Origin of the sequence: Paracoccus subflavus, from assembly GCF_004310345.1 — a bacterium.
GTDB lineage: Bacteria > Pseudomonadota > Alphaproteobacteria > Rhodobacterales > Rhodobacteraceae > Paracoccus > Paracoccus subflavus.
In genome coordinates this window covers 534,133-558,864 of record NZ_SISK01000001.1, presented here as the reverse complement: position 1 = coordinate 558,864, position 24,732 = coordinate 534,133, and the positions used below count along the sequence as shown (strand labels likewise).

The window sequence follows — 24,732 nt, the reverse complement described above, 5'->3', positions numbered from 1 at the left end:
TTTCAGGCCCTTTCTTTCAGGATTTTTCCGCTGATCCCGCGGGGCAGGATGCGGATGACGATGATGACGGCAATCAACAGACCGATCTGGCCCGCAAGCTGTCCCTGCCAGCCGGTCAGCGCCGCTTTGATGATGCCAAGGATGGCGGCGGCGGGGGCCGTTCCCAGGAAGATGTCGGCACCGCCGACGACGACGGTGACAAAGGCCTCGACCATGAAGGACGCGCCCATGGTGGGCACCAGTGTCATCGTTGGTGCGTAGAGCCCGCCCGCCAGTCCGGCCAGCCCTGCGCCAAGACCGAAGGTCAGGCTGTAGATCAGGTTGGTGTTGACGCCCATAGCCTCGGCCACATGGGGGACTTGGATAGTAGCACGCGACAAAAGGCCAAACCGCGTGCGGGTGAACATCAGCCACAACAGGACCAAGGTGCCCACGGCGGCGATCATCAGGATGACGCGATAAACGGAATAGGAATAGCCGCCCAGCGTGAAGCTGCCGAAGGGGGTGCCAACGCCCTGCATGCTGGGGCCTAGGACAATCAGCGTTCCTTGCGTCACAATCATGGAAATGCCCCAGGTTGCGACGATGGTGTCCAGGGGGCGCTGATACAGAGGGCGGATCACAGCCAGTTCGACGATCATGCCCGCGATACCTGCGGCAACTGCCCCGGCAATGATGGCAAGCGGCAGGGGCAGACCTGCATGGGCCGCGCTGGTAGAGACATATGCCCCGCACATGATGAACTCGCCATGAGCAAGATTGATGACGCCCATCATGCCAAAGATGACGGCCAGTCCGCAGGCGCTGAGAACCAGAAAGGCGAAGGCATCGCCGAACTGGTAAAGAAAGCTGAAGATCAGATTGAAGATGTCCACAAGACGGCCCCTTTGATCGTGGTGGCGTCCAGGCGGGCAGGGCCGCCCGGACAAAGCAGGGATCAGCCGTTCGCCGGGGGCGGGTTCGACGGCGTGTATTGTTCGCTTGGATCGCTGACGGTCAGATCGCAGCCCGCCTCGCCCAGCCAATAAGGCTTGATCGCCTCCCACTTGGTCGGAAACTCGACTGAATGGTCCTCGGTGACATGCGCCAGATGGATCGTGTGCGAGACATGCTGGCTTTTGGGGTCGATGCACATCTGGCCGCCAGGCCCGTCGACGCAGACATCTCCCTCGGCAATCACCTTGCGGATCTCGGCCAATTCGGTTGACTTCGCGCGCTCAACCAGTTGCTTGTAGAGATAGACCGCAGCGTAGGAGTTGCTGGCCTCCTGGTTGATATAGGGCTCGTCCGGGAACTTGGCGCGGAACTTTTCAACGAATTCCTTGCTGGCAGGGCTGTCGATCTCCTCGACATAGTTCACGGTCGCATACATGTCCTTGAGACTGGGCGGCGTGAACCGCTTGTGTTCATAGCCTTGCCCCACGTTCACCGAAGAGGCCATCGGCAGGTTCAGGTTCGCCGCGCCCGCCTGTTCGTAATAAGACGCCTGCGCGGTGCCCACCAGCAGCGTCACGACGAAGTCCGGCTTGGCGCCTTGGATGTTTTGGATCGTCTGGGAGAACTGCGACACTCCCAGAGGAATGAATTCCTCGCCCACCATGGTGCCGCCATTTTCTGCGACGATGTTGCGCACCCATTCGGCCGAGATTTGACCAAAATTGTAGTCGGCGGCGATCGTATAAACGTTCGGGCCATAGTTCTCGATCATATAGGGCAGCAGGGTCGAGAATTGCTGTTCTGGAACAGCGCCCGTTACGATCATGTTCGCATCGCAGACCCCGCCTTCATACTGGTTGTTATAGAAAGCCAGCCCATCGAACTGGTTGACGATAGGGCGATAGGCCTCACGCGAGGCCGAGGAAAAGCCTGCAAAAACGACATCCACCTTGTCGCGCTGCAGGGCCCGGCGCATGAACTCCTGATAACGGGTGTTGTCAGACTGGGTGTCGTACTCGACAAGCTCCAGCGGTCGGCCGTCGATGCCACCGGCAGCATTTATCTCTTCTGCTGCAAGTTGGATCGCGTGCACCTTGCCGATAGTGGCAAGGGCGAAATCGCCAGACTGGTCTTCCAAGACACCCAGCTTAATCGGTTCTGCATCCTGTCCGAATGCAGCACCGGCAAGCAACAGGACTCCGAGCGCCGAAGCGGCGCCTCGTGATGTTCTCAACATTTTCAACTCCTTATTGGTGTGTGACGTGGATATCAGGCCCAGCGTCGCCTTTCTTCGGTCGGCGAGGCTTCTTCGTCCTCGTTGTATTCTGAAGCACGCAGCGCCTCGCAAAAATCCTCGACACTTTGGCGGGCGCGCATGGCACTGCGACGCAGGCTGTCGTAGGCTTGGTCGGGGCCGATCCCGTCGCGCAGCACCATCGCGGTCACGGCGCGCAGGACATGGGCACGGCCTTTTCGACGCTGTTTCAGATCCTCGATCTGAGCCTGAATCGCCTTGCTGCGGTTGAAGGAATTGACCGCCAGAAACAGTGCGGAATAGACCGATCCGCTGTGGACGGGTTTGGTCACGAAAGCCTGCGCGCCGAGACTGACCAGCCCCCGCAATCGACTGGGAGCCTCGGATCCGATCAGGCCTACAATGGCGCATTCCAAGGGCAGGTCAGGTTCTTCACCCGCAAAGGGCAGCGCCATATCGCCGTCGATGAAGACTACGCGCGGCCCGGGCGCGGGCTCGAATGGCAGGGTCTGGCCGATGGCATCGACCCTCAGCCCCAGTCGCGGCAGCACAGTTTGAAGCGTGTTGGTCGTGCGGCTGTCGGACGTGATGATCGATGCTCGAAAATCGCGGAAGTTCTGCGTCAAACGGGGCTGTTTCATTTCACGATCCTCAGTTGCGAGGGAAAGGAAGGCGGTTCCAGGGTGCGCGACCACTGGACCAGATACGGATCGGGCTGCACCGGGCCAGGGCTTTGGATCAGCACGTCGAATTCATAATCCGCCCGAGAGACCGCGATATGCGGAGTCAGGCATGCATGCATGGTCTCCGGGTCGATCTTCACCGGCCCCTGCGGTGCATCGAATTGGCAGGCGGGCACCGCGGCGCGTACCCGGGCGACCTCTTGGCAACCCGCCCGCGCGACGGCGCGTGCCAGCAGGTGGATGGCGATATAGCTGGACTCCGCGTCGACGCAGGCGACCGGTCCATTCGGAAAAGCATGACGATAGGCTGCAACAAAGACGGCATTGCGTGCCGTTTGAAGCGACGAGAAATAGACACTGGAGGTTATCTGTCCGTCCGCCGCCTCGGCGCCGATGGCGTGCAGTTCTGGTTCGGATAACGTGCAACTTGCCACCGGCATGTCCTGCCGCTGGTCAATCCCAACAGCGGCGCAGGCCCGGCGCAGCCGCCGAAGGAACTCATAGGACGACGATCCAATCAGCGAATTGAAGATGTAGTCCGGCCGCAGCTTCAGGATTTCGCTGACATACTGGTCTAAGTCAATTTCTCCCACCGGCACGTATCGTTCGGCTGCGATTTGTCCCCCGAGGCGCGTAATGCCTTCGCGGAAGACGCGGTTGCTTTCCCAAGCCCAGATGTAATTCGACCCAATGCAATAGGCCGTCCTGCCGTATTCCTGAAACAGAAAGCCGATAAGCGGCGTCAGATGCTGGTTCGGAGAGGATCCGGTATAGATTACGTTCTGTGATGTTTCAAAGCCTTCATAATGGCTGGGATACCACAACAGCGCATCGTGCTTCTCGATGATCGGCAGAACTTCCTTGCGGCTTGAGGAGGTATAGCAGCCGCAGACATGGATAATGCCCCGATCCAGCATGGACTGGATCCCGGCTTGGTAATTTCCCAATTGCCCACGAGGGTTGACGTGGAAAGGCTCTAGCTGCACATGCAGGGACGGATCCCTGTTTACCTCATCGCAAGCCAAAATCGCCCCGTTCAGAAGTGCCTGGGCGACCGTGGAGTAGGGCCCCTCGGTCGAGAACAGCAGACCGATCTGAAGCGAGATGCGTCCCAAGTTCATGTCCACGTGAAACAGCCCTGAGGCAGCGAGTGCCCAGGGCGAAGTTGCCGTTATGTGAATTTCGTCGGATCTGTGCGTACTGGCGCAGTTGCCTTGCACAGTTCCCAAGCTAAGGCTGCAAGAAGATACCTGTCAATCAGCAAAGAGGTTGAGACGTAGCAGTTGCCTAGATTTTCCCCAGCTCATCCCGGACCGGAAGGAAGGGTTGCTCAAGAAAGGTGAAGAAGCCGAACGGGGTGCTGGGGGATTTTCGGAATCGGAATGAATCTGCGCGGGCCAGAATGGAGTAAGGTAAGTCAGCAGGGGCATACCCTCCGTCACCGTACATCCCAAAGACACAGGACGGATTTTTCACCCGGATGCTTTGCCGAATGCGAATTTCGCACCTTGCCTTTGAAAACCGATCATCCGCCGCCCAGGGATCAGGCGGCAGAGATCATGGTCGTCCCTGCTGCGAACGCTCAGCTACAGCCGCTGGTCCCGCCGCAGGTGTTGCACTTCATGCAGGTGCCGTTGCGGACCAGCGTATAGTTTCCGCACTCGGCGCAGGGGTCCCCCTCGTAGCCCTGCATCCGGGCCTTGGCGCGGGCATCAAGGGCAGCGGGCTCGGTCGCCAGGATGGCGGTGGCCGACACGCCCGCCTGCAGAACCATCAGATCCTGAGGCAGCCGCTTGCGCAGGTATCCGGCACTGCTGATCTGCTTGAGCATGGTCAGCGATTTCAACTCGGCCTGCTCGCTGACGGGGGTGACGTTCAATCCCTCGCGCTCTCCGCTGCCCAGGTCGTCGAAACGGGCGCCTTCTGGCTTGACATGGGCCAGGTCGGTGCGGTCCAGGTAGCTGACGGCCAGTTCGCGGAACACATAGTCCAGGATCGAGGTCGCGTTCTTGATGCTGTCGTTGCCCTGCACCATGCCCGCGGGTTCGAACCGGGTGAAGGTGAAGGCATCCACGAACTCCTCGAGCGGCACGCCGTATTGCAGACCCACCGACACGGCGATGGCAAAATTGTTCATCATCGCCCTGAAGCCCGCGCCTTCCTTGTGCATGTCGATGAAGATCTCGCCCAGCTTGCCGTCGTCGTATTCGCCGGTGCGCAGATAGACCTTGTGGCCGCCGACGATGGCCTTTTGCGTATAGCCCTTGCGGCGCTGCGGCAGCTTTTCGCGGTGGCTGCGCACGGCCTCCTTGACGATGATCCGCTCGACGATCTTTTCGGCGATCACGCCAGCCTTTTCCTGAGTGTTGCCGGTGGCCAGGATTTCCTCGGCCTCCTCGTCGTCCTCGACCAGGGCGGATGCAAGCGGCTGGGACAGCTTGGAGCCGTCGCGGTAAAGCGCGTTGGCCTTGATGCCCAGCGACCAAGACAATTCATAGGCCGCAAGCGTGTCGGCGATGGTCGCGCTGTTGGGCATGTTGATCGTCTTGCTGATCGCCCCCGAGATGAAGGACTGCGCCGCGGCCATCATGCGGATGTGACTGTCCACGGACAGGTAACGCTTGCCGGTCTTGCCGCAGGCATTGGCGCAATCGAAGACCGGCAGGTGTTCCGCCTTGAGGTGCGGCGCGCCCTCCAGGGTCATGGTGCCGCAGACATGGTCGTTGGCCGCGTCGATCTGGGCCTTGGTGAATCCCAGATGACGCAGCAGGTCGAAGGTCGGGTCAGCCAGCTTGGCAGCGGGAATGCCCAGCGTGCCCTTGCAGAAATCCTCGCCCAGCGTCCACTGGTTGAAGACGAAGCGGATATCAAAGGCCGTAGCCAGCGATGCCTCGACCTTCTCGATCTCGGCCAGGCCGAAGCCGTGACCGGCCAGCGCGGTGTGGTTGATAAAGGGCGCATTGCCGAGACTGGCATGGCCGACGGCATGGGCCACCATCTCCTCGATCTGCGCGGGGGCATAGCCCAAGGTTGCCAGGGCAGCCGGGACCGACTGGTTGATGATCTTGAAATAGCCGCCGCCCGCCAGTTTCTTGAACTTCACAAGCGCGAAGTCCGGCTCGATCCCGGTGGTGTCGCAGTCCATCACCAGGCCGATGGTGCCGGTCGGCGCGATCACCGTGGTCTGGGCGTTGCGGAAACCGTGATCCTCGCCCAGGGCCAGAGCCTCGTCCCAGGCGCGCCGGGCCATGGCCACCAGCCGCGCGTCGGGACAGCTGTCGCCGTCAAGTTCGACCGGGGCGACGTTGACGCCGTGATAGGCGCCGGTGCCGTGCGCCGCCGCGCGGTGGTTACGGATCACCCGCAGCATGTGGCTGGCATTCCTGGCATAGCCGGGGAAGGCGCCCAGTTCGGCCGCCATCTGCGCACTGGTGGCATAGGCCACGCCCGTCATGATGGCCGTCAGCGCGCCGCACAGCGCGCGGCCCTGGTCGCTGTCGTAGCCCAGGCCCATGTTCATCAAAAGGCCGCCGATATTGGCATAGCCCAGGCCCAGCGTGCGAAAGTCATAACTACGCTGCGCGATTTCCTTGGAGGGGAACTGCGCCATCAGCACGCTGATCTCCAGCGTCACGGTCCACAGGCGCGTGGCGTGGACATAGGCATCGGCGTCGAAACGGCCGTCGCGATAGAACGTCAGCAGGTTCATCGAGGCCAGGTTGCAGGCCGTGTCGTCCAGGAACATGTATTCGCTGCACGGGTTGGACCCGCGGATCGGCCCGTCCTCGGGGCAGGTATGCCAGGCGTTGACCGTGTCGTGGAACTGGATGCCGGGATCGGCGCAGGCCCATGCGGCGTGGCCGATCTGATCCCACAATTCGCGGGCGCTGACGGTCTTGGCAATTGTGCCGTCGGTGCGGCGGATCAGTTCCCACGGGGCATCGTCGCGCACCGCTTTCAGGAAGGCGTCCGTCACCCGGACCGAGTTGTTGGAATTCTGCCCCGAGACGCTGACATAGGCTTCGCTGTCCCAGTCGGTGTCATAGGTCGGAAATTCGATGCTGTCGAAGCCCTGCCGTGCGTATTGCAGCACACGGTTGATGTAGGTTTCCGGGATCATCGCGCGCTTGGCGGCGCGGATCGCGGCCTTCAATCCGCCGTTCTGCGCCGGATCGGTCTCGCCACCGCCTGTGCGGATGGCGGCGAAGATGTCGTTCAGGCGTGCCTCGTGCGCCTTGGATCCGGCCACCAGCGAGGCGACCTTCTGCTCCTCGATGACCTTCCAGTTGATGAAGGCTTCGATGTCGGGGTGATCCATGTCGCAGATCACCATCTTGGCCGCGCGCCGCGTGGTGCCGCCCGACTTGATCGCGCCTGCCGCGCGGTCGCCGATCTTCAGAAAGCCCATCAGGCCCGAGGACTTGCCGCCGCCGGACAGCCGTTCCCCTTCGCCGCGCAGCGACGAGAAGTTCGTGCCGGTGCCGCTGCCGTATTTGAACAGGCGCGCCTCGCGGACCCACAGGTCCATGATCCCGCCCTCGTTCACCAGATCGTCGCTGACCGACTGGATGAAGCAGGCATGGGGCTGGGGATGTTCATAGGCGCTGTCGGATTTCACCAGCTTGCCGGTCTGGTAATCGACATAGAAATGCCCCTGCGACGGGCCGTCGATGCCGTAAGCCCAGTGCAAGCCGGTGTTGAACCATTGCGGGCTGTTCGGCGCGGCCATCTGCCGGGCCAGCATGAAGCGCATCTCGTCGTGATAGGCGCGGGCATCGGCCTCGGTGCTGAAATAGCCGCCCTTCCATCCCCAATAGGTCCAGGCACCCGCCATCCGGTCGAACACCTGCCGGGCGCTGGTTTCGCCGCCATAGCGTTGATCGACGGGCAGGTCCGCCAAGACAGCCTCGTCAGGAACGCTGCGCCACAGGAATTCCGGGACGCCCTTTTCCTTGACGCGCTTCAGTGCCGCAGGGACGCCCGCCTTGCGGAAATACTTCTGGGCGATGACATCGCTGGCAACCTGGCTCCAGCCTTGCGGGACTTCCACCCGGTCGTTGCGAAAGACGATCGTGCCGTCCGGGTTGCGGATTTCGCTGATGGTCGTGGTAAAGGCGATGTCGCCGTATGCGCCCCCGTCCGGGGTGGTCAAACGCCGTTCGATCTTCATGCCCGTAGCCCTTTCATGTCCTCGTCCCTCGATTCCGCGACCTGCGCCACGCGGCAGACAGCCATCCCCTTGCCCAAGGCAACGGGTCCAGGCGGCACCGCCCGGCCGGGTTCGGTTACAGAAGCAGCGGTTCCTGGTGCTGGTCGTTTAGATGCCACCACATCTGGTATGAACAACGCTACAGGCCACAAGACTGATCCCATCAAACAATGAGTGCAACAATTCTTATCTGTGGATAAAACACAAAGCCCGCTTGACCGGGGTCAGATCAGCCGCGTCAGCGATTCTCGCACAAGGCCGAGGGAAAACCACTCTTCAACAAGGGTCATGACAAGAATAAATGTTATTTATGAATGGCTTATGGTATGTCATCCCGCAGTTACCCACAGGGCTGTCCACAGGTCATCCCTGGCTTTTGCACAACTGATGCAAAACTGCCACGAAGACGACGCCATCACCGATGCGGCGTCAGGATCCCCTGGTCCGTGACGATCAGGTCCAACGGCTGATCGAACGGCTCGTCCGGAATCTCGGGCAGTTCCTGCACCGCGAATGCCAGACCGATCGCGGTGACAGGCGCCGTTTCGCGCAGCAATTGCAGGGTCCGATCGTAATATCCCCCGCCATAGCCGATCCGGTTACCCTGGCGGTCAAAGCCCGCAAGGGGCACGATCAGCACTTCGGGGCGCAGCACAGGCTGCGAATCAGGCGGATGAAATGTGCCGAATGGGCCGGGCACCAGAGGCTTGCCATCCCATCGCCGAAACAGCAGCGGTACGGCCCGGCCGGGCACGACCGGCAGGCAGACCGGCCCGTCATGGGCTGCCATGGCGGGGCGGGGATCGGCCTCGCCCCGCATCGGCCAGTAACCCGACAGAACCTTGCCTCGATGCGGCGCCAACGCCGCGGTCAGGTGGCGGGTCAGGGTGTCCTGATCGCCGCCCCGGTCGCGGGCAGCCAGGGCCATGACCCGCAGGGCAGCCTTGTCGGGGTCGTTCATAGCAACATCACCGTTGCAAGGCCCAGAAACGCGAAAAATCCCACAACATCCGTTACCGTCGTGACAAAGGTGGGCGAGGCCAGTGCCGGGTCCGCCCCCAGCTTGTCCAGCGTCAGCGGCACCAGGATACCCGCCAGCGCGGCGACCGTCAGGTTGATGACCATGGCCAGCCCGATCACCGCGCCCAGGCCGAAGTTGCCGAACCAGAACCATGTCACCGTTCCAATGGCCAGGCCGAAGACCGCGCCGTTCACCATCCCCACGACAACCTCTCGACGGATCACGCGAACCGAATTGTCCTTGGTCAATCCCTTGGTCGCCAGGCCGCGCACCGCCACCGTCAGGGTCTGCGTGCCGGCATTGCCGCCCATCGAGGCGACAATGGGCATCAGCACCGCCAAGGCCACCAGTTGCGCGATCGACCCTTCGAACAGTCCGATCACGGATGCCGCGGCCACCGCCGTCAGGATGTTTGCGGCAAGCCAGGGCACGCGCTGCCGCGTGGTCTGGATCACGCTGTCGGTCAGGCTCGATTCCTCGCCCACCCCCGCCAGCAGCAGGATGTCTTCCTCATGCTCCTCGTCCAGGACCGACATGGCGTCGTCGATGGTGATGATGCCCACCAGCCGGTCGTCGCGGTCCACCACCGGGGCCGAGATCAGGTGATACTGGTTGAAGACATAGGCCACGTCGGCCTCTTGGGCAAAGGCGCTGATGGTGCGGAAGCTGTCTTCGGTGATGTCGCGCAAGGGGGTGGCATGGGCCGAGGCCAGCAGCCGGCCCAGGGTGACATAGCCCAGCGGATGACGGCGCGGATCCACCAGAACGATGTGATAGAACTGCTCGGGCAGCCAGTCCTCGGATTGCAGAAAGGCCACGGCCTCGCCCACGGTCCAGTGTTCCGGCGCGGTCACGACCTCGGATTGCATCAGGCGGCCGGCAGAATATTCGGGATAGGCCAGCGACTGCTGAACGGCGGCGCGGTCGGTGGCGTCCAGGGCGGCCAGGATTTCCTGCCGGTCCGGCTCGTCCATGTCCTCGACCAGATCGACCACGTCGTCGCTGTCCATCTCGCGGACGGCTTCGGCGATGACCTCGGCCGGAAGCTGGTCGATCACCTCGTCGCGGATCGAATCGTCGATCTCGGACAGGATCTCGCCGTCGATCTCGCCCGAATAGAGGCTGAGGAAGGCACGGCGCCGGACGGGAACCAGGCGTTCGATGATGTCGGCGATGTCGGCGCCGTGCATCGGCTCCAGCAGGGTATTGAGCTGGGCCGCGTCGCCGGCGTCGATGGCTGCGTCGATCCGGTCCATCAAGGCGCGGCGGGGCAAGAATTCGTCGTCGATGTGGTGACTGTCCGGGGCAGGGGTCTGGTCGGTCATGCGGTATCCCCGTTCAACAAATCCAATGCGGCACGATGCAGGGCAGGGGTCGCTGCGGCGATGACCTGTCCGCCCTGATGCGCTGAGCCTCCCTGCCAGTCGGTGACGATGCCTCCGGCCGCCTGAACCACCGCCATCGGCCCGGCGATGTCATAGGCTTGCAGGCCGGCCTCGATCACCAGGTCCACCTGGCCCAGGGCCAGAAGACCATAGGCATAGCAGTCCAGGCCATAGCGCGTCAGCCGCGTGCGTGCCGACACCCGGCGAAAGGCCTCGGCTTCGGCCTCGGTTCCCACTTCTGGAAAGGTGGTCAGCAACGTCGCGCCGGCCAGATCGACCCCGGACCGGACGGCCAAGGGCCGTATGCCCGCGTCGGTCGCCAGACACGCAAGGCCCAAGCCCCCCTCGAACCGCTCGCGGATATAGGGCTGGTCGATCATGCCATAGACGATATTGCGGCCGTCCGAGAGGCCGATCAGTATTCCCCAGCTTGCTGCGCCGCACAGGAATGCCCGCGTGCCGTCGATGGGATCAAGAATCCAGGTCAGCCCGCTGGTGCCAGGGATCGCGCCGAATTCCTCGCCCAGAATCGCATCCTCGGGGCGCAGGGCTCCCAGAACCGCGCGCATGGCGCGTTCGGCCGCGCGGTCCGCCTCGGTCACGGGGTCAAAGCCCGACGGCCGCTTGTTGTCGGCGGTCAGGTCGGTGGTGCGGAAAAAAGGCAGGATGGCCGCCCGCGCGGCATCGGCCGCACGGTGCGCCGCGTCGATGATGTCCTGCGCATCCTGCATGGCTGTCCCCGGCGTTCATAGGTGCCGACAGGACTAACCTGAACGGGAACGTCCTGCCAGTGGCGGCAGGACGCATTTGATTCACCGGATCGTATCAGGCACGTGACAGGACAATGTCCAGCGGCCGGAACCGTCAGGCGGCGTCGGACAACACGCGCGCCAGTTCAAAGATCTGACGCCGCTGCGCGACCGGCATCGTATAGTAGGCACGCACCAGTTGCAGCGCCTCCTTGTCGGCCAGGATATCGCCCGTGACCTCGTCGCGGATCTCGCCCTCGGTCAGACCTTCGAAGAAGAAGCTGACCGGAACGTCCACTGCGCGGGCAATGTCCCACAGGCGGGACGCCGACACCCGGTTCATTCCGGTTTCGTACTTCTGGATCTGCTGGAACTTGATGCCAACCTTGTCGGCCAGTTGCTGTTGCGTCATTCCGATCATCCAGCGACGGTGACGGATACGCTTGCCAACATGAACATCTACACCGTGTTTCATCGTTACCACCTTCTGCAATCTAAGGAAGCACTACCTTAACGCTTCTCAATTTTCGAGTGTTAAGCTGGTTAACAGGGCCTATTCTGACCAAAAAGACAGGTATGGCCGCTCGTCGAGGCCCTTGGGGATAAGGGAATGAGGCCGTTGACGAAAACTCTGGGGAACAAAAGTTTGCTTGCTGACCGAATCAGGCAGCCTCACAACCGCAGCGCGAACAGGTGCCAGAAGGTCGCAGACCTTCCGCCGATCCGCGATGGCCAGCTTGCAGGCAACGCCACACGGAGGGACAGGCGGTTGTAACAAGCTTGCAATCCTGTGCAGATTACGGACGGTGACGCATTGAAAGATGGCGAAACCGTGCCAATATGACCGACATAAGTCGGAGTAGCCTCCGGCATGCCTCACAGGGGAGACATTGATGGCCGATTACAACACGTACCGCACCACGCAGAGCGTCGGCGCCCGCACTGCGGCGGTTGACGAAGGACTGCGCGCCTACATGAACAAGGTTTATGGGCTGATGGCGGTCGGCATGGGTGTAACCGCCGTCGCGGCCTATGGAATCAGCGCCGCCGCCGTCGATGCGTCGGGGCAACTGACGCAGCTTGGCGTCGCGATCTATGCCTCGCCGCTGAAATGGGTGATCATGTTCGCGCCGCTGCTGATGGTCTTTGCCTTCGGCGCCGCGCTCAACCGGTTGTCGGTGCAGGGTGCGACCTTTCTGTTCTACGGCTTTGCAGCGATGATGGGCCTGTCGCTCAGCTCGATCTTTCTGGTCTATACGTCCTATTCCATCGTCCAGACCTTTCTGGTGACGGCGATCGCCTTTGCCGGCCTGTCGCTGTGGGGCTACACCACCAAAAAGGACCTTTCGGGATGGGGCACCTTCCTGATCATGGGCGTTATCGGCCTGATCGTGGCATCCATCGTGAACATCTTCCTGCAATCGCCGGGCATGCAGTTCGCGATCTCGATCCTGGGCGTGCTGATCTTTGCGGGTCTGACCGCCTATGACACGCAGAACATCAAGAACACCTATCTGCAACTGGCCGGTTCGGACCGGGATTTTCTGGGCAAGTCCGCCATCATGGGCGCCTTGCAGCTTTACCTGGACTTCCTGAACCTGTTCATGTTCCTGCTGCAGTTCATGGGCAACCGAGAGTGACCAGCACCTCAGTCTGACCGTATCAACCCCCGCCCGACTGGCGGGGGTTTTTTGTTGTGAATCAACCTGAAACAGAGGCGCGGGCGCGCTGCATTCGCGCCAATCGGCCTGATACGACCGGCGGAACCGCAAGACGAGACAGCCAAAGCAGGGGACGCCTGGCGTGCGCAATATGTCCACGGCACGCGAAATCTTAAGGTTGGTTTAAGGTTGCCCTGTCCCTTGCGGATTTCTGTCTGACACGAGCGAGCCGCACATGCCCAGAATTACCCTGTTCCAGATGAACGACACGCATGGCTATCTGGAACCCCATCCGGAACTGATCTGGACGGCCGAGGGGCCGTCGCTGCTGACTATGGGGGGCTATGCGCGCATCGCCGCGGTGCTGAACAAGGCTCGGGCGGCAGCGCCCGGCACCGTGCTGGCCTTTGACAACGGCGACACGTTTCACGGCACACCAGCCGTCACCCAAACCCGTGGAGAGGCGGCAGTCCCCGTTCTGAACGCCCTGGGCCTGTCGGCCATGACCGGGCATTGGGACTTTGCCTATGGCCCGGCGCAGGCGGCGCGGTTGTCCGGAATGCTGACCTATCCGATGCTGGCCGCCAATTGCCATCCCCAGCACGGCGGTGCGCCGCGCTTCGACCCGACCACCGTCTGTCCCGTCCAGGGCCTGGGGATCGGCGTGATCGGGCTGGCGGCGACGATCCTTGACAAGACCATGCCGCCCGCCTTCTCGACAGGGCTGCGCTTTACCGACGGTATCGATGAGACCCGCGATCATGCTGCGCGGCTGCGGGCCGAGGGGTGCGACCTGATCGTCGTTCTGTCCCATCTGGGCCTGCCGCAGGACTGCGCACTGGCCCAGGCTGTCGAAGGCATCGACGTGATCCTGTCGGGGCATACACACAACCGCCTCGAACGGCCGTGGATGGTCGACGACACCATCATCATCCAGTCGGGCTGCCACGGCAGCTTTCTCGGGCGGCTGGATCTGGACATCGAAAGCGGACGTATCGTCGGGCGGCAGCACTGCCTGATCCCTATCACCGAAGATCTGCCCGCAGACCCCGAGGTGGCGGCACTGGTGGCCAAGGCCGTGACCCCGGCGTCCGATCTGCGCCGCCAGACCGTCGGACATAGCGACCGCATCCTGCACCGCGGAACCTGCATGGACGCCCCCATGGACGACGCGCTCGTCGCGGCCATAGCCCAAGCCGCCGATACGGAAATCGCGTTCTCGAACGGCTGGCGCTATGGCGCTCCGATCCCCGCCGGCCCGGTGACGATGCACGATCTGTGGTGCATCATCCCGACCAATCCCCCGATCGGCGTTGTCACCCTGACCGGTGCCGAGATCGTGGCGATGATGGAGGAAAACCTCGAGGCGACCTTTTCCGGCGATCCGTTCCGGCAGCGCGGCGGCTATGTCAAACGGTTCTGCGGGCTGACCATCAACGCGAAACTTGAAAATCCGGCAGGGCACCGCATCGAGACGGCATTTGACCCCGATGGCCGCCCTCTGAATCCCGACAGCCGCCATCGCGTGGCGTTCGCTACCTCACAGGCGGTGCCGGACAAATTCGGGCAGGATCGGCACGACTTGGATATGACGGCCATTTCGGCCTTGAAGGACTGGTTCGGGGCAGGTTGCCCCTATCCTGTCGAACCCGGCCGCATCCGTATCGTGTAGGTCGCCCGGGCGCCGTGGCGGATGCACATGCGCCAAGCCGCCCTCTTGCGCACCCCGCGTCGAAGGCGTCACCGATGATGATGCGCCCGCGGTCGGCGCAGGCTAGTTGGTTCACGTATTCCAAGTGCCGAGCTTCGGCTTGCGGCCCCAGCCAAAGGATCTCGGTCGAGTTTGGTCCGTCCTGCGCCTCCGATGGCATGGCTCGCCGCCGGCATTGCCAGGCCGAACCCCCGAAGGTGCTCTTGCTCCTTTGGGCTGTTATTGCCCCGCGTCGTTCCCAAAGGCCCACTCTCCCTCGCCCATTGCAGGTGCGGCGCGGTTGTGGGTCAGGGGGCTGCGGCCGAGGCGGATCGGCGTGCGCAGGCCGGCGATGCCTTCCGGCGCGATGCGCAGGGCGCGGGCGGCGATCTGGGGGTCGGACAGCGCCTCGGCCACGTCGTTGACAGGGCCTGCGGGCACGCCCGCAGCCTCCATCGCCGCGATCAGGTCGGCGCGGGGCCGTTGCGACGTCGCTGTCGCCAGCATCGGCACCAGCCGGCTGCGATGGGCCACGCGGGCCGGATTGGTCGCAAAATCGGGATCGGCGGGCAGGTGGGGCAGACCCAGCACCCGGCACAGTGCCGCGAATTGCCGGTCGTTGCCGCAGGCGACGATCAGGTGGCCGTCGCTGGCGGGGAAAAGCTGATAGGGCACGATGTTCGGATGCGCATTGCCCAGCCGGTGCGGCACCGTGCCACCCAAAAGATAATTCGTCGCCTGATTGGCCAGTACCGCCACCCCGCAATCCAGCAGCGACAGGTCCAGATGCTGTCCACGCCCCGACCGTTCGCGTTCCGCAAGCGCCGCCTGCACGGCGATCACGCCATACAGACCGGTGAAGATGTCGATCCAGGCCACGCCGACCTTCTGCGGCTCCCCTGCCGGATCGCCGGTCAGGTCCATGATCCCGGACAGGCCCTGGATCAGGAAATCGTATCCCGGCTGCAGGGCGCGCGGCCCGTCCTGTCCGAAACCGGTGACCGAGGCATAGACGAGCCCCGGATTGCGAACCGCCAGCGTCTCATAATCCAACCCGAAGCGGCGCAATCCGCCGACCTTGAAGTTCTCGATCACCACGTCGGCCCGGTCGATCAGCCCGCGCAGCCGGTCCAGGTCGCCCGCATCCTTGAAGTCGCACAGGACCGAGGTCTTGCCACGGTTCGCGGCGTGGAAATAGGCCGCGACCCGTTCGACCGTGCCGTCCGCGCGGGGACGGTCGATGAAGGGTGGGCCCCAGCGGCGGGTGTCGTCGCCCTCGGGGGATTCCACCTTGATGACCTCGGCCCCCAGGTCGGCCAGGGTCTGTCCGATCCACGGCCCGGCCAGGATGCGGGCCAGTTCGACGACGCGAAGCCCTGTCAGCGGCGGTTCAGCCAAAGGCCTGGATCCCGGTCTGGGCGCGGCCCAGGATCAGGGCGTGGACGTCGTGCGTGCCTTCGTAGGTGTTCACGGTTTCCAGGTTCTGGGCGTGGCGGATCACGTGGTATTCGCTGGAAATGCCGTTGCCGCCATGCATGTCGCGGGCCATGCGGGCAATGTCGAGCGCCTTGCCGCAGTTGTTGCGCTTGACGATGGAAATCATTTCCGGGGCAAACCGGCCCTCGTCGAACAGCCGTCCAACGCGCAGGGACGCCTGCAGCCCAAGGGCGATTTCCGTCTGCATGTCCGCCAGCTTCTTCTGGAACAGTTGCGTCGCGGCCAGCGGGCGGCCGAACTGGTGGCGGTCCAGCCCGTATTGCCGCGCCCGGAACCAGCAATCCTCGGCCGCCCCCATGGCGCCCCAGGAAATGCCGTAGCGCGCGCGGTTGAGACAGCCGAAGGGGCCGCCCATGCCTTCGGCGTTCGGAAGCAGCGCGTCCTCGCCCACCTCGACATCCTCCATCACGATCTCGCCCGTGACGCTGGCGCGCAAGGACAGCTTGCCCTCGATCCGGGGCGCCGACAGGCCCTTGGCGCCCTTCTCCAGCACAAAGCCGCGGACCTTGCCGCCATGGGCGTCCGATTTCGCCCAGACCACGAACACATCGGCGATCGGACTGTTCGAGATCCACGTCTTCGCGCCGTTCAGCAGATAGCCGCCGTCGGTCTTGCGGGCGCGCGTCTTCATTCCGGCGGGGTCGGACCCGGCATCGGGCTCGGTCAAGCCGAAGCAACCGATGAAGTCGCCGGCGGCCAGTTTCGGCAGATAGCGCCGCTTCTGCGCCTCGCTGCCATAGGCCTCGATGGGAAACATCACCAGCGAGCTTTGCACCGAGGCCATCGACCGGTATCCGCTGTCGATCCGCTCGATCTCGCGCGCGACCAGGCCATAGGCCACATAGGACGCGCCGGCGCCGCCATGGGCATCGTCCACCGTCACGCCCAGCAGCCCCGCAGCCCCCATCTCGCGAAAGATCTCGGGGTCGGTCGTCTCGTTCAGATAGGCGTCGGTGACGCGCGGGGCCAGCCGGTCGGCCGCAAAGGCCGCCGCACTGTCGCGGATCATCCGTTCCTCTTGGGACAGTTGATCGTCCAGCAGAAACGGATCGGACCAGTCAAAGGTCGCGCCCCGGTAGGATTTCATCAACATGCGCGTCTCCTGGCTGGCAGCGCCATACTAGGGGCGGCCTGCCCGCCCGCGAAAGCCCAAATCGTCACGCCCTCAGGCCTCGGCCAGTTGCGATACCAGAACCTTGTCGATCCGCCGGCCATCGAGGTCGACCACCTCGATCCGCCAGCCGGCGACCGTGACATGAGCGCCGACGTCAGGCAGGACACCCGCGCGGTCCAGGACCAGACCGGCCACCGATTCATAATCCCGATCCTCGGGCAGGTTGATATTGATCATCTCGGCGAACTCGTCGGCGGGCATCCAGCCCGCGACCAGCCAGCTTCCGTCGTCGCGCTGCACGGCCTTGGGTTCGTCGTCGCCCGGTTCGGGGAAATCGCCCGCAATCGCCTCGAGCAGGTCCATCGCCGTCACGACGCCCTCGAAATGACCGTATTCGTCATAGACCAGAAGCATATGGGCGGGACTGGCCTTCAGTTCCTCGATGACGTTCAGGGCGGGCAGGCCGTCGCGGATCACCGGCACCTCCTGCACGAGAGGGCGCAGGTCGGTCACGTCGCCCGCCATGAAGTCGCGCAGGCTGATCACGCCGATGATGTCGTCGTCGGACCCGTCGCGCACCAGGAAACGCGACCGCCGGCTGTCTCGGAAGCGTTGCAGGATGTCGGCGGGCGGTTCGGACAGGTCCACCGTCTCGACCTCGTGGCGCGGGGTCATCAGCCCGCGCGCCGACCGGTCGGCAATGCGCATGACGCCTGCGATCATCTCGGTTTCGGCCTGCTCGATGACGCCCGCGCTGCGGGCCTCGGACAGCATGACGCGGATCTCCTCATCCGAGATGCCGCGGTCGGATTCGCCCGCCTGGCCCAGCAGGGTCAGGACCGCCTTGCCCGACTTGTCCAGAATCCAGACAATCGGCGCGGCAATACGGGAAATGAACAGGATCAGGGGGGCAATGCGGGTGGCAACGCCTTCGGGCGCGCGCAGGGCGATCTGCTTGGGCACCAGCTCGCCGATGATCAGCGACAGATAGGTGATCAGCACCACGACGCCGCCCACGCCCAGCGCCTGCGCCAGGGCCGGGGACAGCCCGCTGTCGATCAGCGCCGCTGACAATCGTGCCCCCAGCGTCGCGCCCGAAAAGGCGCCCGACAGCACCCCGACAAGGGTAATCCCGATCTGGACGCTGGACAGGAACCGGCCGGGGTCTGTCCCCAGTTCCAGCGCGATCCGCGCCCCTTTGCTGCCCTCGGCCGCCATGACCTTCAACCGTGCCGGCCGGGCCGAGACGATGGCCAGTTCGGACATGGCCAGAACGCCGTTGAACATCGTCAGCAGCAGCACAACAAGAATTTCGATAATCATCTAGGCTTTTTTCCAGCAAACCAGGCTTCGTGCAATCTGCACGAAGCGCGCGCCCGTGCAAAGACATCAAGGCGGCCTGCCGGACAGAAAGACGGCCAGGGCGCCGTGCCGGGCGCCCTGGCAAGGGTATCGGCGTTATTCGCCAGGGGCAGAGGCGGACATATGGTTCTTCTTGTCGCTGTTGGTTTTCCACAGCGAAAAGACCACGCCCGCGCCCAGGATTGCAAAGGTGATGCCCAGCGACCAGGTCGGCGGAAATTTTTCCCAGCCCATTGCATCGGCAATGAAGATTTTGGACCCGATGAAGACCAGCAGAACCGACAGCGCATATTTCAGATAGCTGAAGCGGTGCAGAATGGCGGCCAGCGCGAAATACAAGGCCCGCAGACCCAGGATCGCAAAGATGTTCGAGGTATAGACGATGTAAGGATCGGTCGTGATCGTGAAGACCGCCGGGACGGAATCGACAGCAAAGACCAGATCCGCAATCTCGATCATCACAAGGGCCAGCAGCAGGGGCGTGGCATGGCGAACGATCTTGCCGGTCTTGGGTTCGGGCAGCCTGACGATGAATTTCTGCCCATGAAGTTCGTCGGTGACGTGAAAGCGGCGGCGCATGAACTGCACCAGCCTGTTGTCATGCAGGTCGTGCGATTCCTCCTTGGCGAACAGCATCTTGATGCCCGTAAAGACAAGGAACAGCGCAAAGATGTACAGCACCCAGTGATAGTTGGCGACGATCGTGGCCCCCAGGCCGATCATGATGCCGCGCAGCACGATCACCCCCAGGATACCCCAGAACAGGACCCGATGCTGATATTCGCGGGGAATGGCGAAAAAGCCGAAGATCAGCGCGATGACAAAGATGTTGTCCATCGCCAGGGTTTTTTCGACCACGAAGGCGGTCAGGTATTGGGCCGTCGCTTCGGTCCCCATCTGCCAGTAGATGAAGCCCGCGAAAGTCAGGCCCAGAACGATATACATGGCCGACATGCGCAGGCTTTCGGCAACGCCGATTTCGTGATCGTCCTTGTGCAGCACCCCCAGGTCGAAAGCCAGAAGCGCGATCACCAGGGCGATGAACAGCAGCCACATCCAAAGCGGCTTGCCCATCACCAAAAGTAGCAGGATTTCCATAATGCCCTCATCGTTGCTGTTGTGCATCGATGCCAGGGCTTCAACAGACGGGGCCATCCTGCATCGAGTACACGCTCGATGCGGTCCGACATCACGACATTGCTGTCGCCAGAGGGGCCCGGTACCGCTGCAATGGCAGATGGCAGACGAACCGCGATATTGCAAGGGGTGCAGTCGCAAGGATTTGCGCGAATTGAAAGGAAACGGCCCATGAACCACGCAGAACCCGGAGCGGACGGTGCGATCCGGTGGCTGGACGACCCGGCCCATCGGAGTTTCCTGATTCGCGATGCCCTGCGCGCCCTCGACTTTTTCGATGCCAGCCCAGGCGCGGATGGGGGTTTCCGGATGCTGGACAGGGACGGCCTGCCTTTGCCCGATCGCGCGCTGGAACTGCATGTCACGACGCGGCTGATCCATTCGTACGGACTGGCCCGGATGGCCGGGCGCCCCGACCGGGCGGATATCATCGACCGGGGCATGGAGCTGTTGTGGCGCACCCATCGCGACGGGCGGCATGGCGGCTATGTCTGGGCGGTGCGGGACGGCGACGTGCTTGAGGGCACCAAGCTGGCCTATGGGCATGTCTTCGTGATGCTGGCCGCATCCACGGCCAGAATGGCCGGGCATCCCGATGCCGACCGGCTGCTGGCCGACATCGCCACCGTTCTGGACGACCGGTTCTGGGACAGGGAGGCGGGACTGTTCGCCGACGAATTCACCCGCGACTGGCAGGTCTTTTCGACCTATCGCGGCATGAATGCCAACATGCATGGGGCCGAAGCCCTGCTGGCCGCGCACGAGGCCACGGGAGAGTCCGAATACCTGCACCGCGCCGGGCGCATCCTTGATTTCTTCATTGCCGGGCAGGCTGCCACGCAGGACTGGCGCATTCCAGAACATTACGATGCGGACTGGCGGCCCGATCATGCCTATGCGGGCAATCCGATGTTCCGCCCCGCGGGCACCACCCCCGGCCATTCCTTCGAGATGGCGCGGCTGCTGCTGCAATGGTGGGATCTGGCGGGGCGGCCCGGTGCCGATGCCGTCCATCAGGCGCGCCGTCTGGTCGAAACGGCATTGCCCGACGCCTGGGACTCGGGCGGCGGGCTGGCCTATACGCTGGATTTCAACGGCCGGGTATCGCGGGCTGACCGCTACTGGTGGCCCGTGACCGAGGCGATCGGCGCATTGGCTGCGCTGCTCAAGGCCGATCCCCGGCCGGGGGACGAGGATTGGTATCGCCGCCTGTGGCGCTTTGCCGACGCGGCGTTGATCGACCATGGCCGGGGCGGCTGGTTTCCCGAGGCGGGGACCGCAGGCCGACCAGCATCAGGCCAGTTCACCGGCAAGCCCGATATTTATCATGCCCTGCAGGCCGACCTGTTCCCGTTGGTTCCCGGTCTGGCCAGCCATGCGCAGGAACTGGCCCGCCTGGAACCGCTGGCCGGGTGACGGGGTGCAATCCGCGTCGGGACGATTATGTGAAGGCCAGACGATCCATAGGGGTGCACAGAAAGCATGGCCGACATAAAGGGTTCCGCGGTACCGATCCTGCATTTTCGGGGCTGCGACGCCAAGGGGATGCGCCTTGCGGCCGTCACCATCCGGCCCGATGGGGCGCCCGCGCCGGGACCGGTCGAGGCGGGGGCCGAAACGGTTGCGCCCGTCCTGCTGGCGCGGGTTGCGGGCCTGTCGGTCTGGCGCCATGATTTCCACCTGGCACCGGGCGATGCAGGCTATCGGCTTGACGGGCGCGACCATGCTGTCGTCACCCGGCTGGATGGCGACATCCGCTTTGCCTTCGTCTCCTGCAATGGCGAGGAAAACGGCGATCTGGACCGCGATTCCGCCGAACGCAATCTGATGTGGGCGCAACTGCGGGCCGATCACGCCCGCGCGCCCTTTGCGCTGCTGCTGCAAGGGGGCGACCAGATCTATGCCGACGAGGCGACGCGCGGCCAACCCTTGTCGGAAGACTGGCCGGAGCGGGTGCCCGAGTCCCCGTCATCCGCCGATCTGGCCGATCTGGTCCGTCATCTGGAAGACAGGTTCGCCCAACGCTACATGATGGTCCTGGCGGCCGAAGCGTGCGCCGGCCTGTTCGCCGGTGTGCCGTCCCTGTCGGTCTGGGACGACCATGACATCTGCGATGGATGGGGGTCGCTGCCCGAAAGCTGCACGGAATCGGCGGTGGGGCAGGCCCTGTTCGGGGTTGCACGACGGATGTACCTGCTGTTCCAGCATGGCGCGACGGATGCCGACGTGCCCGCCCTGTTCGCCGACCCGACAGGAAGCAGCCTGGGCTGGCGGCGCGACCTGCCGGGGGTGACGTTGTTCGCCCCCGACCTGCGGTCCGAACGCCGCCGCCAGCGGGTGATGGGTCCGGGGGGCTGGGCTGCGGTCGAAACCATGCAGCCTGCGGGCGATCATGTCTTCATGGTGTCCAGTGTGCCGCTGTTGGGGCCGCGCCTGTCGCTGCTGGAAACGCTGATGATGGCCGTGCCCCGGATGCAGCACTACGAGGATGACCTGCGCGACCAGTGGCAAAGCCATGCCCATCGCGACGAATGGCGGCGGATGCTGGGTCAGATTCTGCGGATGCGGAAAACCGCGCCTGTGACCATCCTGTCCGGAGAAATCCATCTGGCCACCCGTGCCGAGATGGGGCCGCATGACACCCTGATCCACCAGCTTGTCGCCTCGGGAATCTCGCATCGGGCACCGCCCAAGGGCTATGCCCGCGCATTGGGCCTCTTCGCGGGCCTGGGAGAGGCGCCCCTGCCGGGTCATCCGATCCGCATCCGTCCGCTGCCGGGTCAGAAGCACCGCTATGTTGCCGAAAGGAACTTCCTGACGCTGGAGCGCGCGGGCGGACGCTGGCAGGCGGTCTGGCACCTTGAGGAGAGCGGGCCGACACCGCCCCTGCTCCTGGACTGAGCCTATCGTTCCAGGATCAGCAGGTCACCTTCAAAGCTGACGCGGGCGAAGGTGCGCAGATAGGACATGCCCAGCAGCGATCCGTCCAGATCGGCGCCGATCACCCAGGCCGGGACATTGCGGTCCACGATGTCCCCGATGGCGATTTCCTCGATCGTGACGGGGGCGGTCTGGACCTGGCCATTGGCGGTGATGGCGGTGCCGACATAGGCCAGATCGTCGGGGTCCAGTCCGATCCGCCGCGCATCCGCCGGGCCAAGGGCGATGGACGACGCGCCGGTATCGACCATGAAGCGCACGTCCCGACCATTGACCTGCGCGGTCAGGTGGAAATGGCCGTCGCGGCCCACGGGGATCTCGATCCTGCCGCCTTCCAGAACCTGCTGCCTGGGGGCGGTACCGCCCATCCACCATGTCGCGGCCTGGGCCACCCCGACAAAAATCACTATCCACAGGACAATCTGGCGCAGCATCCGGCCGCCCCGGCCTGCAAGCTCGAACAGCATCGCCCCGCCAATCACCACCAGCAGGACGGCATAATAGGTCAGTTGCAGGGTGTCGCCGCCGCTCATGGGAACAGCCCCGATCCCTTCAGCCCGTCGATCACGAACTGCACTGACAGCGCCGCCAGCAGCATCCCCAGCAGCCGGGTCACGACCATCACCCCCGTCTGCCCAAGCGCATGGGCCAGGGGGGTGGCGATCACGAACAGCACCATGGCGATGGCCAGCACGGCCAGCATCACCAGATTGACCATGACCATGTGACCCAGGCCCTGCGCCTCGCCCGTCAGAAGAATCATCGAGGCCAGCGCGCCTGGCCCCGCCAGCAAGGGCATTGCCAGCGGAAAGACCGACGGGTCATGGTGCAGGGGATCGGCGTCCCCCTGGGTCTGGCGCCTCTGGGTGCGGCGTTCGAACAGCATGTCCAGGGCGGTCAGGAACAGCAGAAGGCCACCCGCGATGCGGAATGCGGAAATCGAGATGCCAATGGCCGACAGGATGGATTCGCCCGCAATGCCGAAAATCGTCATCAGCACCGCTGCGATCACCAGGGCGCGCATGCCGATTCGGCGGCGCTGTGCGGCGGTCATGCCGGGCGTCAGGGCAATGAATACGGGCGCCAGGCCGATCGGGTCGATCACCACGAACAGCGTCACGAAGGCGGTCACATAGATCGACAGGTCCATGCGCGCTTATCGCCCGCGCCTTGCGGTCTGCCAAGGCGGATCGGGGGCGGCCGGGGCGACTATCACGGATTCGGGCTTTGCATTCGCCCGCTCCAGGGAATACATATCACCCGCGGGCGGCATCGGCCGCACGACAAGGGAGCTTCTGATGCTGAACAATCTCGGCCTTCCCGGCCTTCTTCTGATCGCGGTCGTCGTGCTGGTGCTGTTCGGCCGCGGCAAGGTGTCCTCGCTGATGGGTGAAGTCGGCAAGGGGATCACGGCCTTCAAGCGCGGTGTGAACGATGGCGCCAAGGAAATCGAAGACAGCACGCACAATACGCATACCGTGCATGGCGAGACAACCGTTCGTCCGACCGTCGATCCCGTGCGCCCCATGCCAGGCGAGACCGCGCGCGACGTGACGCCGCACGCGACCGACCGCAGCTAAGGCAGGGCCATGTTCGACGTCGGCTGGACCGAGCTTTTGCTGATCGGCATCGTCGCGTTGATCGTTGTCGGGCCAAAGGACCTGCCTCATCTGTTCCACGCGCTTGGCCGCTTTACGGCCAAAGCGCGGAGCATGGCGCGCGAATTCACCAGTGCAATGGACGATGCGGCAAAAAATACCGGTATTGACGAGGCGGCAAAGTCGCTCAACGACATCCGGACGCTGACGTCCAAACGATCCTTGGGGCTGGATGCTCTTGACCGGGCTGCCGACCGGTTCGAAAAATGGGATCCAAAGCTGCCGCAGAACAACAGGCGTGCCGAACGGGACCCGGTGGCCCCCAAGCCCCCGGCCACTATGTCTTCCGTGCCCGTGGAGACCGCAGGCTCTGACGGGGTAAAGACCGTCGCCCCCATTCCCGCCGCACCGGCATCCGACGACATGGCCGAGGATGTGGGTGCCGGAAAACGACAACTGCGCGCCGTGCGCCGCAGTGACAGGAAAGACGACTGA

At 63.7% G+C, this 24,732-nt stretch carries 21 protein-coding genes; 6 read left to right on the top strand and 15 right to left on the bottom strand.

The features are described from left to right. Nucleotides 1-2: 2 nt before the first annotated feature. The 9 genes from EYE42_RS02790 to EYE42_RS02750 form a co-directional block, all read right to left on the bottom strand. Nucleotides 3-875, bottom strand: a complete 873-nt coding sequence (locus EYE42_RS02790) for an ABC transporter permease subunit (protein WP_130989762.1) — start codon at nt 873-875, stop codon at nt 3-5. A gap of 62 nt (nt 876-937) precedes the next feature. After that, complete coding sequence (locus EYE42_RS02785) at nt 938-2,173, bottom strand: urea ABC transporter substrate-binding protein (protein ID WP_130989761.1); 1,236 nt, start codon at nt 2,171-2,173, stop codon at nt 938-940. Between the two features lie 32 nt (nt 2,174-2,205). Then, the gene (locus EYE42_RS02780; protein ID WP_130989760.1) at nt 2,206-2,832 is read right to left on the bottom strand and encodes an ANTAR domain-containing response regulator; all 627 of its coding nucleotides are present in this window, start codon (nt 2,830-2,832) and stop codon (nt 2,206-2,208) included. Then, entirely contained in the window at nt 2,829-3,995 is a 1,167-nt protein-coding gene (locus EYE42_RS02775; protein WP_211657887.1) for a transporter substrate-binding domain-containing protein, read from the bottom strand. The genes EYE42_RS02780 and EYE42_RS02775 overlap by 4 nt, the downstream gene beginning before the upstream one ends. A gap of 461 nt (nt 3,996-4,456) precedes the next feature. Next, nucleotides 4,457-8,044 (bottom strand): vitamin B12-dependent ribonucleotide reductase, encoded by a 3,588-nt coding sequence (locus EYE42_RS02770; protein WP_130989759.1) that lies wholly within the window; start codon nt 8,042-8,044, stop codon nt 4,457-4,459. A 454-nt stretch (nt 8,045-8,498) separates the two neighbouring features. Continuing rightward, on the bottom strand, nt 8,499-9,044 hold the full coding sequence (locus tag EYE42_RS02765; protein ID WP_130989758.1) for a 5-formyltetrahydrofolate cyclo-ligase: 546 nt from the start codon (nt 9,042-9,044) through the stop codon (nt 8,499-8,501). Beyond that, a complete protein-coding gene (mgtE, locus tag EYE42_RS02760; RefSeq protein ID WP_130989757.1) occupies nt 9,041-10,429 on the bottom strand; it encodes a magnesium transporter in 1,389 nt (462 codons plus the stop codon). Before mgtE ends, EYE42_RS02765 begins: the two co-directional genes overlap by 4 nt. After that, nucleotides 10,426-11,220 (bottom strand): inositol monophosphatase family protein, encoded by a 795-nt coding sequence (locus tag EYE42_RS02755; protein WP_130989756.1) that lies wholly within the window; start codon nt 11,218-11,220, stop codon nt 10,426-10,428. The genes mgtE and EYE42_RS02755 overlap by 4 nt, the downstream gene beginning before the upstream one ends. 133 nt (nt 11,221-11,353) lie before the next feature. After that, on the bottom strand, nt 11,354-11,713 hold the full coding sequence (locus tag EYE42_RS02750; protein ID WP_130989755.1) for a helix-turn-helix domain-containing protein: 360 nt from the start codon (nt 11,711-11,713) through the stop codon (nt 11,354-11,356). 418 nt (nt 11,714-12,131) lie between these two features. On the opposite strand from EYE42_RS02750, the gene EYE42_RS02745 reads away from it, so the two are divergent. Both EYE42_RS02745 and EYE42_RS02740 read left to right on the top strand, forming a co-directional pair. Continuing rightward, nucleotides 12,132-12,878 carry a Bax inhibitor-1/YccA family protein gene (locus EYE42_RS02745; RefSeq protein WP_130989754.1) on the top strand — a complete coding sequence of 249 codons (747 nt, stop codon included), beginning with the start codon at nt 12,132-12,134 and terminating at the stop codon, nt 12,876-12,878. A 256-nt stretch (nt 12,879-13,134) separates the two neighbouring features. Next, the gene (locus EYE42_RS02740; RefSeq protein ID WP_130989753.1) at nt 13,135-14,571 is read left to right on the top strand and encodes a bifunctional metallophosphatase/5'-nucleotidase; all 1,437 of its coding nucleotides are present in this window, start codon (nt 13,135-13,137) and stop codon (nt 14,569-14,571) included. Between the two features lie 258 nt (nt 14,572-14,829). Here EYE42_RS02740 and EYE42_RS02735 read toward each other — a convergent pair whose 3' ends face one another. The 4 genes from EYE42_RS02735 to EYE42_RS02720 form a co-directional block, all read right to left on the bottom strand. Beyond that, nucleotides 14,830-15,987: a CaiB/BaiF CoA transferase family protein gene (locus EYE42_RS02735; RefSeq protein ID WP_130989752.1), complete on the bottom strand. Its 1,158-nt coding sequence runs from the start codon at nt 15,985-15,987 to the stop codon at nt 14,830-14,832. Then, nucleotides 15,980-17,179, bottom strand: a complete 1,200-nt coding sequence (locus EYE42_RS02730; RefSeq protein WP_130989751.1) for an acyl-CoA dehydrogenase — start codon at nt 17,177-17,179, stop codon at nt 15,980-15,982. Before EYE42_RS02730 ends, EYE42_RS02735 begins: the two co-directional genes overlap by 8 nt. 72 nt (nt 17,180-17,251) lie before the next feature. Beyond that, nucleotides 17,252-18,523 carry a hemolysin family protein gene (locus tag EYE42_RS02725; protein ID WP_130989750.1) on the bottom strand — a complete coding sequence of 424 codons (1,272 nt, stop codon included), beginning with the start codon at nt 18,521-18,523 and terminating at the stop codon, nt 17,252-17,254. Between the two features lie 135 nt (nt 18,524-18,658). Beyond that, nucleotides 18,659-19,687 (bottom strand): TerC family protein, encoded by a 1,029-nt coding sequence (locus tag EYE42_RS02720; protein ID WP_246020558.1) that lies wholly within the window; start codon nt 19,685-19,687, stop codon nt 18,659-18,661. A gap of 183 nt (nt 19,688-19,870) precedes the next feature. Between EYE42_RS02720 and EYE42_RS02715 the strand changes: the two genes are divergently transcribed. Next, on the top strand, nt 19,871-21,115 hold the full coding sequence (locus EYE42_RS02715) for an AGE family epimerase/isomerase (protein ID WP_130989749.1): 1,245 nt from the start codon (nt 19,871-19,873) through the stop codon (nt 21,113-21,115). A 66-nt stretch (nt 21,116-21,181) separates the two neighbouring features. Continuing rightward, on the top strand, nt 21,182-22,600 hold the full coding sequence (locus tag EYE42_RS02710) for an alkaline phosphatase D family protein (protein WP_130989748.1): 1,419 nt from the start codon (nt 21,182-21,184) through the stop codon (nt 22,598-22,600). Between the two features lie 2 nt (nt 22,601-22,602). Here the strand turns inward: EYE42_RS02710 and EYE42_RS02705 are convergent, their stop codons facing one another. Both EYE42_RS02705 and EYE42_RS02700 read right to left on the bottom strand, forming a co-directional pair. Continuing rightward, entirely contained in the window at nt 22,603-23,172 is a 570-nt protein-coding gene (locus tag EYE42_RS02705) for a retropepsin-like aspartic protease family protein (protein ID WP_130989747.1), read from the bottom strand. Then, the gene (locus EYE42_RS02700) at nt 23,169-23,789 is read right to left on the bottom strand and encodes a MarC family protein (protein WP_130989746.1); all 621 of its coding nucleotides are present in this window, start codon (nt 23,787-23,789) and stop codon (nt 23,169-23,171) included. Before EYE42_RS02700 ends, EYE42_RS02705 begins: the two co-directional genes overlap by 4 nt. Before the next feature lie 148 nt (nt 23,790-23,937). On the opposite strand from EYE42_RS02700, the gene EYE42_RS16265 reads away from it, so the two are divergent. Next, complete coding sequence (locus tag EYE42_RS16265; protein ID WP_246020557.1) at nt 23,938-24,219, top strand: twin-arginine translocase TatA/TatE family subunit; 282 nt, start codon at nt 23,938-23,940, stop codon at nt 24,217-24,219. A 9-nt stretch (nt 24,220-24,228) separates the two neighbouring features. Further along, the gene (gene tatB / locus EYE42_RS02690; protein WP_130989745.1) at nt 24,229-24,732 is read left to right on the top strand and encodes a Sec-independent protein translocase protein TatB; all 504 of its coding nucleotides are present in this window, start codon (nt 24,229-24,231) and stop codon (nt 24,730-24,732) included.